At 61.0% G+C, this 15,914-nt stretch carries 14 protein-coding genes; 7 read left to right on the top strand and 7 right to left on the bottom strand.

Annotated elements, in window-relative coordinates:
• Positions 1-18 precede the first annotated feature (18 nt).
• The 7 genes from AC07V8_RS00665 to edd all read right to left on the bottom strand — a co-directional run bounded on the left by AC07V8_RS00665 (position 19) and on the right by edd (position 7,609).
• Positions 19-882: an EamA family transporter gene (locus AC07V8_RS00665; RefSeq protein ID WP_494677114.1), complete on the bottom strand. Its 864-nt coding sequence runs from the start codon at positions 880-882 to the stop codon at positions 19-21.
• Between the two features lie 152 nt (positions 883-1,034).
• Positions 1,035-2,165, bottom strand: a complete 1,131-nt coding sequence (locus AC07V8_RS00660) for an ABC transporter ATP-binding protein (protein ID WP_098493128.1) — start codon at positions 2,163-2,165, stop codon at positions 1,035-1,037.
• The gene (locus AC07V8_RS00655) at positions 2,162-2,815 is read right to left on the bottom strand and encodes an ABC transporter permease (protein WP_494677115.1); all 654 of its coding nucleotides are present in this window, start codon (positions 2,813-2,815) and stop codon (positions 2,162-2,164) included. The genes AC07V8_RS00660 and AC07V8_RS00655 overlap by 4 nt, the downstream gene beginning before the upstream one ends.
• 10 nt (positions 2,816-2,825) lie before the next feature.
• Positions 2,826-3,740 (bottom strand): glycine betaine ABC transporter substrate-binding protein, encoded by a 915-nt coding sequence (locus AC07V8_RS00650; protein WP_494677116.1) that lies wholly within the window; start codon positions 3,738-3,740, stop codon positions 2,826-2,828.
• A 27-nt stretch (positions 3,741-3,767) separates the two neighbouring features.
• Positions 3,768-4,484 carry an ABC transporter permease gene (locus tag AC07V8_RS00645; protein WP_494677117.1) on the bottom strand — a complete coding sequence of 239 codons (717 nt, stop codon included), beginning with the start codon at positions 4,482-4,484 and terminating at the stop codon, positions 3,768-3,770.
• A gap of 591 nt (positions 4,485-5,075) precedes the next feature.
• The gene (locus AC07V8_RS00640; protein ID WP_494677118.1) at positions 5,076-5,732 is read right to left on the bottom strand and encodes a bifunctional 4-hydroxy-2-oxoglutarate aldolase/2-dehydro-3-deoxy-phosphogluconate aldolase; all 657 of its coding nucleotides are present in this window, start codon (positions 5,730-5,732) and stop codon (positions 5,076-5,078) included.
• On the bottom strand, positions 5,729-7,609 hold the full coding sequence (edd, locus tag AC07V8_RS00635; RefSeq protein ID WP_494677119.1) for a phosphogluconate dehydratase: 1,881 nt from the start codon (positions 7,607-7,609) through the stop codon (positions 5,729-5,731). Before edd ends, AC07V8_RS00640 begins: the two co-directional genes overlap by 4 nt.
• On the opposite strand from edd, the gene AC07V8_RS00630 reads away from it, so the two are divergent.
• The 7 genes from AC07V8_RS00630 (at position 7,608) to AC07V8_RS00600 (ending at position 15,823) form a co-directional block, all read left to right on the top strand.
• Entirely contained in the window at positions 7,608-7,817 is a 210-nt protein-coding gene (locus AC07V8_RS00630) for a hypothetical protein (RefSeq protein WP_494677120.1), read from the top strand. The genes edd and AC07V8_RS00630 overlap by 2 nt on opposite strands.
• A 105-nt stretch (positions 7,818-7,922) precedes the next feature.
• A complete protein-coding gene (pgi, locus tag AC07V8_RS00625) occupies positions 7,923-9,614 on the top strand; it encodes a glucose-6-phosphate isomerase (RefSeq protein WP_494677121.1) in 1,692 nt (563 codons plus the stop codon).
• Between the two features lie 78 nt (positions 9,615-9,692).
• Complete coding sequence (zwf, locus tag AC07V8_RS00620) at positions 9,693-11,165, top strand: glucose-6-phosphate dehydrogenase (RefSeq protein WP_494677122.1); 1,473 nt, start codon at positions 9,693-9,695, stop codon at positions 11,163-11,165.
• A 7-nt stretch (positions 11,166-11,172) separates the two neighbouring features.
• On the top strand, positions 11,173-12,027 hold the full coding sequence (locus tag AC07V8_RS00615) for an SIS domain-containing protein (RefSeq protein WP_061946325.1): 855 nt from the start codon (positions 11,173-11,175) through the stop codon (positions 12,025-12,027).
• A gap of 47 nt (positions 12,028-12,074) precedes the next feature.
• On the top strand, positions 12,075-13,295 hold the full coding sequence (locus tag AC07V8_RS00610) for an AGE family epimerase/isomerase (protein WP_494677123.1): 1,221 nt from the start codon (positions 12,075-12,077) through the stop codon (positions 13,293-13,295).
• Between the two features lie 38 nt (positions 13,296-13,333).
• Positions 13,334-14,290: a carbohydrate kinase family protein gene (locus AC07V8_RS00605; protein ID WP_494677124.1), complete on the top strand. Its 957-nt coding sequence runs from the start codon at positions 13,334-13,336 to the stop codon at positions 14,288-14,290.
• Positions 14,291-14,695: 405 nt separating this feature from the next.
• Positions 14,696-15,823, top strand: a complete 1,128-nt coding sequence (locus tag AC07V8_RS00600) for a porin (RefSeq protein WP_494677125.1) — start codon at positions 14,696-14,698, stop codon at positions 15,821-15,823.
• The last annotated feature ends 91 nt before the right edge of the window (positions 15,824-15,914 follow it).

Below are 15,914 nucleotides of genomic sequence, written 5' to 3'. Positions count from 1 at the left end.
CAGGCTATCAATAGCGCTTCAGGCCGCCCATCCCAGCATCACCGCCCCCGCTGCAATCACCGAGCACGACAACAGCCGGCGCACGGTCAGGGCCTCCCCCAGGAACATGCGGGCAATCAATGCCGCAAACAGCACCGAGGTCTCGCGCAAGGCCGACACCGGCCCCATCGGCGCCAGCGTAATCGCCCAGATCACGATGCCATAGGCCAGCAGCGACATCATGCCGCCGCCCAGCGCATTCCAGCTGGCGCGCGTATTCAGCGCCAGCGGCAGCCGGCCATGCAGCGACAGGTAAATCACCAGCAAGGGCAAGCCATCCAGCAGGAACATCCAGCCGGCGTAGGATGCCGCGCTGCCGGCCAGGCGCGAACCGAGGCCGTCGACGATGGTATAGCCGGCAATGAACACGCCTGTCGTAAATGCCGACAAGGGCGCATCCCATTGGCGGTAGCCGCCAATAGCATTGCCGTTTCGCTTGAATTTGATCTGCGCCAGGCTGACGATGCCGGCCGAGATCAGGGCGACACCGATCAGGGTCAGGGTCCCCAGCTGCTCGCCTGCAAAGAATGCCGCTCCCAGCGACACCAGCAAGGGCGAGGAGCCGCGCGCGATCGGATAGGACTGGCCGAAATCGCCGGCCCGGTAAGCACGCACCAGGAACAGGTTGTAGCCGGCATGCAGCGCCACCGACATCAGGATATAGGGCCAGCTGGCGGCCGCCGGCAGCGGCGCCCACAGCACGATAGGCAAAGCGGCTACCGCGGAGCCTATGGTCATCAGGGTGATGGCCCATAAACGGTCGCCGCTGCTTTTCAGCATGGCGTTCCAGGAAGCATGCAGCAAGGCTGCGCACAGCACCAGAGCAATCACGCCAGCCGTCATGCGCCAGCCCCGCTGAACCACCTTGAGTACTCAAGCATATGTATTTGACGGCGCTATTTGACGGCGTTAGCTGCTAAAACCGTCTATTGTAAATGCTCAGCGGCGTTCGCGCCTTGGCGTGGACGGGTCTTGTTGCCCGCAACGCTTGAGTCTTACATGCCCACCCTGCTGCGCGTGCGGCCGGAGCTGAGATAGTCGGCGATGGAATCCTGGGTAACTTCACCGAGGTAGCTGTTGTCCTGGCCGATCACCGGCATCCAGCTGGTGCTGTGCTTGTACATCTTGGACAGCACCACGCGCAGGTTTTCATCCGGCGCCGCGCTGACCGTAAACGGCTTCATCTTGTCGCTGCAGGCGCCCTGCCCGCCGCGCGCATCGCGCCGCGCCACATAGCCCAGCGCGTGATTGGCGGCATTCGTCACGGTGACGTAGCGGTAGTCGTTGTCATCCATGACGCCATAGGCCGCCGCCAGGCTGGCGTCTTCCAGCACGGTGGCCGAGTTGGCGGCGGCATCGCCGGCGCGCACCAGCAGCAGACGCTTCAAGGTGGCGTCCTGGCCGACGAAAGAAGCAACGAACTCATCCTTGGGCCGCGCCAGCAGGGTATCCGGATGATCCACCTGCACCAGCTTGCCGGCGCGGAAGATCGCGATCTTGTCGCCCAGCTTGATGGCTTCGTCGATATCGTGGCTGACCATGATGACGGTCTTGTTGAGCGCCCGCTGCATCTGGAAGAATTCGTTCTGTATCGATTCGCGGTTGATCGGATCGACCGCGCCGAACGGCTCATCCATCAGCAGCACCGGCGGATCGGCCGCCAGTGCGCGGATCACGCCGATGCGCTGCTGCTGGCCGCCCGACATCTCACGCGGATAGCGGCTCAGGAAACGCTTCGGATCGAGCGCGACCATCGCCATCAGCTCGGTAGCGCGTTCATGGCAGCGCTTCTTGTCCCAGCCCAGCAGGCGCGGCACCACGGTAATGTTTTCTTCGATCGTCATGTTGGGGAACAGGCCGACCTGCTGGATCACATAGCCGATCTGGCGCCGCAAGCTGACTTCATCGATATCGGTTGTATCTTCGCCATTCAACAAGACGCGGCCGGAGGTCGGCGCAATCAAACGGTTGATCATCTTCAGGGTGGTGGTCTTGCCGCAGCCGGAAGGCCCGAGAAAGACGCAGATCTCGCCCTCGGCAACCGTCAGGTCAACCTGATCCACCGCCTTCACCTTGGCGCCGTCCTTTTGTGTGAATACTTTACTGAGCTGGTCGAGTTGAATCATGATTTTTGCATTCCTTTCGGTGTAAGCAGGCGCTGCAGCCATTGCAGCAGCAGGTCGGCGACAATCGCCAGCAAGCTGATCAGTACCGCGCCGATAACGAGTTTTTGCATATTGCTTTGGCTGATGGCATGCAGGATCAGCACGCCCAGGCCACCGGCGCCGATAATCGCCGCCACCGCCATCACGCCGATATTCATGACGACCGCGGTACGCACGCCGCCCAGGATGACCGGCACCGACAAAGGCAGATCGACCAGGCGCAGGCGCTGCCAGAAGGTCATGCCGATGCCGATGCCAGCCTCCTTGATGCCGTGTTCAATGCCGTCCAGCGCCAAGTAGGTATTGCGCATGATCGGCAGCAGCGAATACAGGAACACCGCGGTGATCGCCGGCAGCGGGCCCAGGCCTTGGCCAAAACGCGAGAACAGCGGAATCATCAGGCCGAACAGCGCAATCGACGGCAAGGTCAGGATCACGGTCGCCAGGCCCATCAGCGGACTGGCCAGCCAGCGATGGCGGATCATCACAATGCCCAGCGGCACGCCGATCAAAATCGCCATGCCCACCGCTATGCCGACCAGCATCAGATGCTGGATGGTGAGCTGCAGGATTTCGGGCCAGGCGCTTAGCAGGTAGTTATAAAATGTCATTGCACGCCTCTCATAGCAAGCCTTCGGCGCGCAGGAAATCCGCGGCAACCTGGGCGATCGGCAACTGGTCGATATCCACTTTTTTATTCATCTCGGTCATCTTGGCGGTGTCGATCTTGGCCGACAGCGCGTTGAGCTGCTCTGCCAGCTGCGGATTGGCGTCGAGGATTTCCTTGCGCACGATCGGCGTGGCGCTGTAGAACGGGAAGAAGCCCTTGCTGTCTTCCAGCAGCTTCAGGTTGAAACCCTGCACCCGGCCGTCGGAGGAATAAGTCAGGCCGACATTGAGCTGGTCGTTATGCAAGGCGGTGTAGACCAGGCCGGCGTCCATCTGCTTCACTTCGCTGCGGTCGAAAGCGAAACCGTACAAAGCTTGCAATGGCTCCAAACCGTCAGGGCGCGAGGCGAATTCAAAGTCGACCCCGATCAGGTATTTTTTATCTGGATTCTGCTGATGACTCTGGTTGATCCTGCTGGCGAGATCCTCAATCGTATTCAAGCCCTCTTCCTCGGCGCGCTTTTGCGGCACCGCCAGGGCATAGGTGTTATTCAGGGCCGACTGCTTGAGCCAGATCAGGTTCCTGGCGGCGTCCAGCTGCTTGACGCGCTCGTAAGATTGGTCCTGGTCCAGCTTTTCATCGATCTTGTTATAGACGATCAGCGCGGTGCCGGTGTAATCCCAGACGATATCGATCTGACCGCTTTCCAGCGCCTGGCGCATGATGGTGGTGCCAAGACCGTTCTTGAGATCGACCTTGTAACCTTTGGCGCTCAGGTATTGCTGGGTCATCGACGACAGGATCAGCTGTTCGGTGAAGTTCTTGCCGCCGACCACCAGGTTGCTGGCGCCGGCCGGCGCCATGAAGCCCAGCGCTACGGCCAGCAGCACAGCGATGCGCGATGCGGCTTGAGATAAATTCTGCATATGGTTTCCTTGTCCGGTTGGGAGAGATCAGCGCAGCAGCCCGCGCTTGCTCAGGTAAGCATTGCTGCCCAGCGAGACGATCGCATCCAGCAGCAAAGCCAGCACCGCGGTGGCGGTAGCGCCCAGCAGCAGCTGGCCCTGGTTGTTCAGATAAATGCCGGGAAAGATCAGACCGCCCAGGCTTTCGCCGCCGATCAGGATCGACAAGGGCGCGGTGCCGACAATGATCGCCAGCGCGGTGCGGACGCCGCCGACGATGATCGGCAAGGCGTTCGGCAGCTCGACCCGGAACAGCACCTGCAGCGGCTTCATGCCGATGCCCTTGGCCGCCTCTTTCATGGACGGCGACACCTGCTTCAAGCCTTCATAGGTATTGCGCACGATGGGCAGCAGCGCCGCCAGCCACAAGGCGATGATGGCCGGCTTGTCGCCGATGCCGAACAAGGCCAGCGCCAGCGCCAGCACCGCCATCGAGGGAATGGTGTTGCCGATATTGAAGAGCTGCATCCATTTCTCGGCGTGGCGGGCAAAGTACGGCCGGCTCAGCATGATGCCGGCCGGGATGCCGCACAGCAGAGACAGCGACAGCGACCACCCCACCAGCACCAGGTGACGGCCTGTGTAGTAGATCAGGTCGCCCTGGTATTGACGGATCACCGCCGGGCCGATCGACCAGCCGATGACGGCCACCACCAGCACGGTGACGGCAGCGCCTATCAAGGCATTGCGATAGCGATTTGTCATGCTTTTTTCCTTCCATAAGCATGGCCGGAAAAAGTCTGCAGTGTGCACGGGCCTGACGCGAGCGCTAGCCCGTGACCGCGAATCCGACTTTGTCTGGCGATGCATATTGAATGACCACCGAGCACGCACCGGAATAGCCGGAACCTGTCAGCGCGACATACAAACAATTTTTTATGATCCCGTCCGGTCTTCCCGCGGGGAGGACATTGAACGAGCCGACTACCGCATGGGGCGGTACAGAATGCGAGGATGAATTCCCCGACGCTTGATGAAACTCCGGCGTTGCCGAAGCATGAGACAACCCGCTGACGCGAGCCACGAAACCCAAAAATGTGCTGTTGAGAAAGCACGATGTTGTTGAGAGCCAGTTATTCTAACAACTTTTCTTGATGACGTCCAGTAATGGGATTTGCGAAAGCTATTACCGGAATGTCTGAAGAGCAGAATAACATGCCTTTTTACTAAAAAATATAGGATTAATCCGAGACGAAATGCTATGGGGGAGTTTGCAGAAAAGATGGCGCGAAGGCCTGGTCGAACCCGCCGGCATGGCTGAAAAACCATGCCGGCGGACTCGGAGGGGGAATGCGATCAGAGCGCCTTGCGCAGCTTGCTGGCAGCCGCCGCCAGCGCGGTAATGCGGGACCAGTCGCCCGCCTTCAGCAAGTCTTTCGGCGTCAGCCAGGAGCCGCCGACGCAGGCCACGTTTTTACAGGCCAGGAAATCCGGCGCCGTTTCCAGCGAAATGCCGCCGGTCGGGCAGAAAGTCACATCGCCCAAAGGACCGGCAATCGCGTTCAGCATGCCGACGCCGCCGGCCGGCACCGCCGGGAACAGCTTCAACTGGCGGAAGCCGGCTTCGCGCGCCGCCATCACTTCGGACGGCGTCATGACGCCAGGCAGCAGCGGCAGGCCGCTGGATTTGGCGGCGGCGATCAGCGCTGGCGTCAATCCTGGCGAGACGCCAAACACCGCGCCGGCGTCGCGCGCGGCGACGAATTCATCGGCCTGGGTCAGCGTGCCGACGCCGACGATGGCGCCCGGCACCTGCTCGGCGATCGCGCGGATGGCCGGCAAGCCATGCACGGTGCGCAAAGTCACTTCCAGCACGCGGATGCCGCCTGCCACCAGCGCCTTGGCGAGCGGCACCGCATGCTCGATGTCGTCGATGGCGATCACCGGAATCACCGGCGAAGCGCGCATGATGTCTAACAGCTGATTACCGTACAAGAGATTTGAGGATGTCATAGCGTTGCTTTCTGTGGTTGTTCTGAAGATGCCGACTCCGTTGCCGTTGCAATCGCCGGCGGCAGGCCGAAGCAGGTAGCGCCCTCTTCCGCCGCACTGACCGTGGTGCGGAACATGGCAAACAGTTCGCGTCCCATGCCGACATGGTTGGCCGACAAGTCAGCCGCCTGCGGCTGCCGCTGCGCCCATTCTTCGGCCGGCACCAAGGCTTCCAGTATACCTTTCTCGGCGTCGAGGCGGATCATGTCGCCGTTGCGCACCAGGCCCAGCGGACCGCTGGCCAGCACTTCCGGCGTCACGTGGATCGCCGCCGGCACCTTGCCGGAAGCACCCGACATGCGCCCATCGGTAACCAACGCCACGTGGTGGCCGGCATCCTGCAGGATGCCGAGCGCCGGCGTCAGCGCGTGCAGTTCCGGCATGCCGTTGGCGCGCGGGCCTTGGTGGCTCAAGACAGCGATGAAATCGCGGTCCAGCTCGCCAGCGCGGAAGGCGGCCATGAAGGCTTCTTGCGAATGGAACACGATGGCCGGCGCCTGCACCACCCAGTGCTGCTGCTTGACGGCGGAAATCTTGATCACCGAACGCCCCAGGTTACCCGACAGCAGACGCAAGCCGCCATCCGCCGAGAACGGCGCGCTGGCGGTGCGCAACACCGAATCGTCGCCGCTCTTTTCCGGCGCCGGCTTGAACACCACCGTCTCGCCCTGCAGGAACGGCTCGGCGCAATGCGCGCGCAGGCTGTCGCCCAAAATGGTTTTGACATCTTCATGCATCAGGCCGGCATCCAGCAGTTCGCGGATCACGAACCCGGTGCCGCCGGCAGCGTGGAAATGATTGACGTCGGCATCGCCGTTCGGATAGATGCGGGTGACCAGCGGCACCACGGCCGACAGGGCATCGAAATCGTTCCAGTCGATGACAATGCCCGCGGCCTTGGCGATTGCCACCAGGTGCAAGGTGTGATTGGTAGAGCCGCCGGTGGCCAGCAAGGTGACGATGGCGTTGACGATGCTCTTTTCGCTGACCACATGGCCGACCGGCAGGTACTGGTTGCCGCGATCGGTGATCCGCAAGGCCTGGCGCGCGGCTTCCGCGGTCAGGGCATCGCGCAGCGGCGTGTTGGGCGTGATGAAGGCCGAGCCCGGCAAATGCAGGCCCAGCGCTTCCATCAGCATCTGGTTGCTGTTGGCGGTGCCGTAGAAAGTGCAGGTGCCGGCGCTGTGATACGACTGCGCCTCCGCCTCCAGCAATTCCGCGCGGCCGACCTTGCCTTCCGCGTAAAGCTGGCGAATCCGCACTTTTTCCTTGTTGCTCATGCCGCTGGTCATCGGGCCGCCGGGAATGAACACCGCCGGCAGGTGGCCAAAATGCAGGGCGCCGATCAGCAGGCCGGGAACGATCTTGTCGCAGATGCCGAGATAGACCGCGGCATCGAACATATTGTGCGACAACGCAATCGCGGTCGCCATGGCGATCGCATCGCGCGAGAACAGGGACAGTTCCATGCCCGGCTGGCCCTGCGTCACGCCGTCGCACATGGCTGGCGTGCCGCCGGCAAACTGGGCGACGCCGCCGGCGGCGCGCACGGCTTCCTTGATGATCTGCGGATAATGCTCGAACGGCTGATGCGCCGACAGCATGTCGTTATAGGAAGATACAATCGCAACCGATGAACTTTTGTCCTGTTTCAGCTTCAACTTGTCATTGACTGGAAAGGCGGCAAAACCGTGCGCCAGGTTAGTGCAGGACAGCGCGCCACGCTGTACATCCTGACGGCGCGCATGCTCCAGGCGCGCCAAGTAGGCGCTGCGGTAAGGCTGGCTGCGTGCAACAATACGCTCGGTGACTTTGGCAACGCTGGCTTGAACAGACATGATAAAAATCCTTGAAACAGTAGACGAATTGAAATTTTACTACAAAATAGCGATCCGACGTCAACTTGCAAACCCATTCCTGCTGTCGTTGTGGTTTTTTGAAGGCGGGCCGCACCTGCATGAAACAACCAGTTTAGCCTCACGACGAACAATAGCAATGGCGCAGGAACAGGCGAGGCAGCAATCAGAAAAAAACTCGCCCGGTTGACGTAAATCATCCCGGCTTCAGCAAACCACAAAATAATTTGTAGTGAAATTACCGCCAACGTTGTATAGTCGTATAAATTCCTGACCTACCATGAAGACTCCGGATATGCCACAGACAGCGCTTAATACTACCGCCAGCTTTCAAGCCTTGCATGCACATTACGCCACCGTCAAAGAGCGGCCGTTGCGCGAGCTGTTCGCTGCCGACTCTTCCCGCTTTGAACAGTTCTCGCTCCGGGCCGCCGGCCTGTTCCTGGATTACGCCAAGAACAATGTCACGGCGGACACCATGGCGCAGCTGTTTGCCCTGGCGCGTGAGCGCCAGGTCGAAAACCGGCGCGCGGCGATGTTCGCCGGCGAAAAGATCAACACCACCGAACAGCGCGCCGTATTGCATACCGCCCTGCGCGCACCGGCCCTGCCGGCGCTGGTGGTCGACGGCCAGCAGGTCAGCACCGATGTGCACGCGGTGCTGCAAAGGATTCAGACTTTCACAACGGCGGTTCGTTCCGGCGCCTGGCTGGGATATAGCGGCAAGCCGATCACCGACATCGTCAACATCGGCATCGGCGGCTCCGATCTCGGCCCCAAGATGGTGTGCCAGGCGCTGCGTCCTTACCAGCAGGCCGGCCTGCATCTGCATTTCGTCTCCAACGTCGATGGCGACGACCTCGACGCCGTGCTGCAGCAAGTTAATCCGCAAACAACGCTGTTCGTGATCGCCTCGAAAACCTTCACCACCGCGGAAACCATGATGAACGCGCATTCCGCGCGCAACTGGTTCCTGCAAAACGGCGCCTCGGCGAACGAATCCGATCTGGCCCGGCATTTCGCCGCGGTCTCCACCAATGTCGAAGGCGTCACTGCATTCGGCATCGATGCGGCCAATATGTTCCCATTCTGGGACTGGGTCGGCGGCCGCTACTCGGTATGGTCGTCGATCGGCCTGTCGGTCGCGCTGGCGGTGGGCTTCGAGCATTTCAGCGAATTCCTGGCCGGCGCCCACGCCATGGACCAGCACTTCCAGAGCGCGCCGCTGGAACAGAACATGCCGGTGATCATGGCCCTGCTGGGCATCTGGTACCGCGACTTCTTCGACTATCGCTCGATCTCGATTGCGCCCTACCACCAGGACCTGGGCAATTTCCCGTCCTACCTGCAACAGCTGGAAATGGAAAGCAACGGCAAGCGCGTCACGCTAGACGGCAGCACGCAGGCAGTGGCGACCTGCCCGATCATCTGGGGCAACGTCGGCACCAACGGCCAGCATGCGTATTTCCAGCTGCTGCATCAAGGCAGCGACATCACGCCGGTCGATTTCATCGCTACCCTGCACGCCAGCCACCAGCTGCCAGGCCACCAGGCAGCGCTGCTGGCGAACTGCTTCGCGCAGTCGGAAGCGTTCATGCGCGGCAAGAGCGCGGACGAAGTCCAGGCCGAGATGCAGGCCAAGGGCATGCCGCCAGAACAGATCGCCGCCCTGCTGCCGCACCGCACCTTCCCCGGCAACCGCCCCAGCAACACCATCCTGATGGATGCGCTGACGCCTGCCAATTTGGGTGCGCTGATCGCCTTGTATGAACACAAGGTCTTCGTGCAAGGCGTCATCTGGGACGTCAACAGCTTCGACCAGTGGGGCGTCGAGTTGGGCAAGGTCCTGGCCAGCAACATCCTCGGCGAGCTGACCGGCACACCGGCACAGCAGAGCCATGGCCATGACAGCTCGACCAACGGCTTGATTGCGTTGGCGCGCGCAGCCTCTAATGCGCCGGCTGCAGACAGATCAATTGCAATTTAATATCTCACTTAGTTTCACTTAATTAGCTGGGGATAACAGGCCACCGCGTGGCGGCCTGCTGTCCCGCAAAGGAAAACAATGGCTCTTGCAGAATTTGATTTGGCAATCTTCGGTGGCACCGGCGACCTGGCAATGCGTAAATTGCTTCCGGCGATGTACGCGCGCGATCGCGCCAACGACTTGCCGCCGGAGGCCCGCATCCTGTGCATAGGCCGCCACGACAGCAGCGACGCCGACTTCCTCAAGCATGTGGAACAGGACGCCAAGCCGCACATCAGCAAGGACAGCTTCGACGCCACCGTCTGGGCGCGCTTCTGCCAGCGCATCAAGTACGTCGGCATGGACGCCACCGATGCCTCGTCCTACAAAGCGCTGGTGGAAGCCATGCGGCCCGACCACGCGATCACCAATGTGTTTTACCTGGCAACGCCGCCCAGCCTGTTCTCGAAAATCTGCAAGAACCTGGCGGCCAGCGGCCTGGCCACCTCCAACTCGCGCGTAGTGCTGGAAAAGCCTCTCGGCCGCGACCTCGCCAGCGCCAAGCAGATCAATGCCGAAGTCGGCCAGGTGTTTGCCGAATCGCAGATTTTCCGCATCGACCACTACCTCGGCAAAGAGACCGTGCAAAACCTGCTGGCGCTGCGCTTTGGCAATGTGCTGTTCGAACCGCTGTGGCGCCGCGAATGGATTTCCGACGTCCAGATCACCATCGCCGAAGAACTCGGCGTCGGCAACCGCATGGGCTACTACGAAACTTCCGGCGCCTTGCGCGACATGCTGCAAAATCATTTGCTGCAGCTGTTGTGCATCGTCGCCATGGAACCGCCGGTATCGATCACGCCGGATGCGGTGCGCGATGAAAAGCTCAAGGTGCTGCGCTCGCTGAAGCGCTTCACGCCCACCACGCTGGCGCAAAACGTGGTGCGCGGACAATACCGTTCCGGCCACGTCGAAGGCGTTGCCGTGCCCGGCTACCGCAAGGAAACCGACGCCAATCCGCATTCGCGCACTGAAACCTTTGTCGCGCTGAAAGCCGAAGTCGACACCTGGCGCTGGGCCGGCGTGCCGTTTTATCTGCGCACAGGCAAACGCATGGCCGATTCGCTGGCGGAAATCGTGATCCGCTTCAAGACCATTCCGCATTCGATCTTTGCCCAGCCGAACAGCAGTTTCGAGCCGAACTGCCTGGTGATCCGCCTGCAGCCGGACGAAGGCCTGACCTTGAACCTGATGGCCAAGACGCCGGGCGACGGCATGCGCTTGAAGCCGGTGGAGCTGGAACTGAATTTCCGCGAAAGCTTCAAGTCGCCCCGCATGGAAGCCTACGAGCGCCTGCTGCTGGACGTCTTGCGCGGCCAGCTGACCCTGTTCATGCGCAGCGACGAACTGGAAGCGGCATGGGAATGGGTCGAACCTATCCTGGAATTCTGGGACCAGGAAGAAGATGATCCGATACCTTACACCGCCGGCACCTGGGGCCCGGCTGCGGCCAGCGCCCTGATTGCGCGCGACGGCTTGCAATGGCGCGAAGAAGCATTGCCGGAACTATAGAATGACAATGCTGCTGGACGCGATCAAGACCCAGATCGACCTGCTCTCGAAGTCGGAGAAAAAGGTCGCCCTGACCATTCTCGACAACCCGCAGCTGGCGCTGGCGGAAAACATCACCGCCTTGGCGAAAAATGCACAGGTATCGGAGCCGACGGTGGTGCGCTTCTGCCGCGCCATCGGCTATGAAGGCTGGCACGATTTCAAGCTGAAACTGGCGCAGAGCCTGGCGGTGGCGCTGCCGGGCGCCAACGAAATGCTGGCGCAGGACGATATCGCCGCCGACCTGGTCAACAAGATCTGCAGCCGTTCCATCAACACCCTGCTGGACCTGCGCAACCACCTGAGCGCCGACGCCATCCAGAAGGCGCTGGACGTCCTGCTCAAGGCCAACAAGATCGAATTCTATGGCCAGGGCACTTCCGGGATCGTCGCTGCCGACGCCCAGCACAAGTTTTTCCGTTCCGGCGTTCCCACCGTCGCCTATTCCGATCCGCATATCCACAGCATCGCCGCCTCGCTGCTGCAGCCGGGCGATGCCGTGGTCGCCATCTCGCAGCGCGGCGGCAATGCTGCCCTGCTGCGCAGCGTGCAACTGGCCAAGAAGGGCGGCGCCGACATCATCGTGCTGGGACCGAGCGGCACGCCGCTGGCGGAACTGGCGACGGTGCTGGTGCCGATCGACCTCAGCTTCAACATCGACCCCTACACGCCGATCTCGGCACGGCTGGCGCACCTGGTCGTGATCGATATCCTGGCGGTCGGCCTGGCGCTCAAGCGCGGGCCGGAATTTCGCAAGAAAATGCAGAATGCGCAGAAAGCCCTGCAGCAGTTCGACATGCAGTTCGATTCGTTTTTTCGCTGATGGCGCGCAGCCAGCCTTCATCTGCATGCGCCCATAAAAACACAGACATGAGACCAGCTTCTTCTCCGCCAGACTACCGCGACCCTGAATTCCTGCGCGACCGCATGCGGCGCGATATCGCTTTTTTCCACCCGCGCGCGATTGACCCGCATGGCGGCTTCTTCCATTACCTGAACGACGACGGCAGCGTCTACGACAGCGCCAGCCGCCACCTGGTGAACAGCTGCCGCATGGTGTTCTGCTATGCGCTGGCTTGGCGCCTCGATGGCAAAGAGGAATATCGCGAAGCCGTCCGGCATGGCCTGCGCTTCCTGCAGCAACAGCATTGGCAGCCGTCGTACGGCGGCTATGCCTGGGTGCTGGAAAACGGCGTCGCCGTTGACCGCACCCAGCATTGCTACGGCCTGGCGTTCGTGCTGCTGGCGCATGCGCACGCGGCACGCATCGGCATCAGCGAGGCGGCCGACGGCATAAGCGCCACCTTTGAACTGATGGAAAAGCTGTTCTGGTCGGAAGCCGACGGCTTGTACGCCGACGAGGCAACGCCCGAAGGTGTCGTGTCCTCGTACCGCGGCCAGAACGCCAACATGCACAGCTGCGAAGCCCTGATCGCCGCCTTTGAAGCAACCGGCGAGCGGCGCTATCTGCTGCGCGCCGAACTGCTGGCGCATAACATCACCGTGCGGCAGGCCGCCATGGCGGACGGCTGGATCTGGGAGCACTATCATGCCGACTGGAGCATAGACTGGGAATACAACCGGCACGACAGCAGCAATATGTTTCGTCCCTGGGGCTTCCAGCCCGGCCACATGACGGAATGGTCGAAACTGCTGTTGCTGCTGGAACGCCATAACCAGCACTTGCAAGGCGATGCCGGCTGGCTGCTGCCGCGTGCGCGCGCGCTGTTCGACCTCGCCGTGCCTGCCGCCTGGGATCAGCAATCCGGCGGCCTGGTGTATGGCCTGGCGCCGGACGGCAGCGTGTGCGACAGCGACAAGTACTTCTGGGTGCAAGCCGAATCGCTGGCGACTGCTGCCCTGCTGGCCCAGCGCAGCGGCGACGCCGCGTACTGGGACAGCTACGAAAAATTATGGGCCTACAGCGACGCGCATCTGATCGACCAGGAGCGCGGCGGCTGGTATCGCATCCTCCACCGCGACAACCGGCGCTACGGCCCGGAAAAACCGCCGCACGGCAAGACCGATTTCTATCATCCGATGGGCGCCTACCTGGAAGCACTGACAGCCGTCGGCAGCCCGCTTGAATAAATAATATAGACCACACCTCACATTGCATGGATGCCGTCATGTCTGAAACAAGCAAACCCGCACACTCCCTGCCTCAATTCGTCAGCGCCGGCGAAGCGCTGACCGACCTGATACGGGTCGGCCCCGACCAATGGCTGAGCAAGACCGGCGGCTCCACCTGGAACGTGGCGCGCGCCGCCGCCAGCCTGGGCGCGCCTTCCGCCTTTGCCGGCGCCATCAGCCAGGACTGGTTCGGCGACGAGCTGTACGCCGCCAGCCAGGCCGCCGAACTCGACCTGCGCTTCCTGCAGCGCGCCGCGCGTTCACCCTTGCTGGCGGTGGTCTATGAAACCACGCCGCCGCAATACAATTTCATCGGCGACAACAGCGCCGACCTTGCCTTCGATCCCGCGCTGCTGCCCGAAGGCTGGCAGCAGGCGGCGCAGTGGGTGCATTTCGGCGGCATCAGCCTGACCCGCGCGCCGCTGGCCGGACGCCTGATCGAACTGGCCGAAGACCTGCACGGCCGCGGCGTCAAGATCAGCTACGACCCGAATTTCCGCAATGTGATGGACCAGCGTTACGACAGCGTGCTGAAAAAAATGGCGCAGCTGGCGGATGTGATCAAAGTGTCGGATGAAGACCTGGTCGGCCTGTTCCGCGACGATGATACCGAAGCCGCCCTGGCCACCCTGCGCAGCTACAACCCGTCCGCCACCGTGCTGCTGACACTGGGCGCCAAGGGCGCGGCGATCCATGCCGGCACCGACTACTGGCAGGTGGCGCCGCCGCCCATCACCGTGGTCGACACAGTGGGCGCCGGCGACGCCGGCATCGCCGGCCTGATCTATTCGCTGATACAGGAATCCAATGCAGCTCCTGCCGCCCACGTTACCGCCCCCGACTGGTTGCAGCATCTGCAATTTTCGGTTGCCTGCGGTTCAGCCGCTTGCCTGAATGCCGGCGCCAAGCCGCCGCAACTGGCGCAAGTGCATGCCTTGCTGGGGAAAACCTAGAATTACTACAGCCGCGACGACAAGGACGTTCCGATGCGCATAAATGTATCAAAATTACTTGTAGTAAAAATACAGCAAAAAAAACATTTCCTCAAGAAAACAAAATAAAAACCTGCCAAATCCAGGCGCTCCTGATAGACCGCCTGGTTGCCACAGCTAGCCGCTGCACGCATAGGAAATCAGACAGTGCTGTAAATTAGCAACAGAAATATAGTAAAACTACACAAATAAAACAAAAATTTCATAAATCGGTTTACCATTCTTACCAACAAAGAAATCGGCATCAATTGAACGCAAAGTACAGCAAGCAAGTACCAGCAATAAGCAAAGTCCGATTCAAGAATTTCGAGCTACACAAGACTCGGAAAGCAGTGGTCAACGCCACATTTTTACTTAGGAGATGAAATGAGAAAATCTGTTCTGAAAGCCATGCCGTTGGCCAAGCCACTCGCGGTTGCAGCTGCCCTGGCATGCGCCCTTGTCGGCCAGGCCCAAGCGCAAACCAATGTGATCATCTACGGTCGTGTTGACGCAGGCATCAACTATCAAAGCAATCAAGTAGGCAAAGACGCTAACGGCAACACCATCCGTGGCGGTCAATGGGGCGTTGGCGGCAACGAATGGGGCACCAGCATGATCGGCTTCAAGGGCACCGAAGATCTGGGCGGCGGCTTGAAAGCGATTTTCACCCTGGAAAGCGGATTCCAGGCCGACACTGGCCGTTTCAACGGCACTGGCCTGTTTAACCGTCGTTCGACCGTTGGTTTGAACGGTGGCTTCGGTACCGTGAAAATCGGCCGCGACCTGGCACTGCCAAGCGACCGCGTATGGAGCATCGACCCGACCGGCCAACAGAACATGAGCACTTCGACTCTGTTCAAAGGCCGCAACTGGCCGCAAACCAGCAACCAGATCCAGTACGTCACGCCTGATACCATGGGCGGCCTCTACGTCCACGCCATGTACGGCGCCGGCGAAGCAGCAGGATCGACTACCCGCGGACCGGCTGGTTCAGGGATCGGCAACAGCACCGGCCTCGCAATCGGTTTCGTGCAGCCTACCTATGAATTGCTGGCGATGTATGACACCGCACGTGACGAAAACGGCACTTTCGACAGCTTGTTCTCGCGCTCCAAAGAAATCACCGTCGGCGGCAACGTGACCTTCGGTCCAGCGAAACTGTACGCTGGCTGGCAAAATCTGTCGGCGCCGGCACAACCTCTGGCGACCAGCGGCATAGGCGCAGCCAATAAAGCCAATCAATTCTGGCTCGGCGCAAACTACCAGGTGACACCGGCCTTGACACTGATCGGCGCGGCTTACCACGTCAAGCTTAACCACGACGTCGGCAGCGCAAACCTGTTCATGCTGGGCACCAACTACAGCCTGTCCAAACGCACTCTGCTGTACGCGAGCATCGGTACCATCCGCAACGGTTCCAATACAGACTTCCAAGTGCAAACCGGCGACAGCACTGGCCTGACTGGACAGAACCAAAACACGTTCTACACTGGTATCAGCCACTCGTTCTAAAGATAGCAAGCGTCGTTGGCGCGCCGCTTGAGCTCGGCGCGTCAATCATTCTTGTTAGTACTGCCTTGTAGTGCTTGCTGCGAAGAGTGGC

Source organism: Collimonas sp. GW821-FHT02H07, assembly GCF_059421505.1.
Note: the sequence above shows the minus strand (reverse complement) of the source record. Positions and strands in the feature narration are given on the sequence as shown.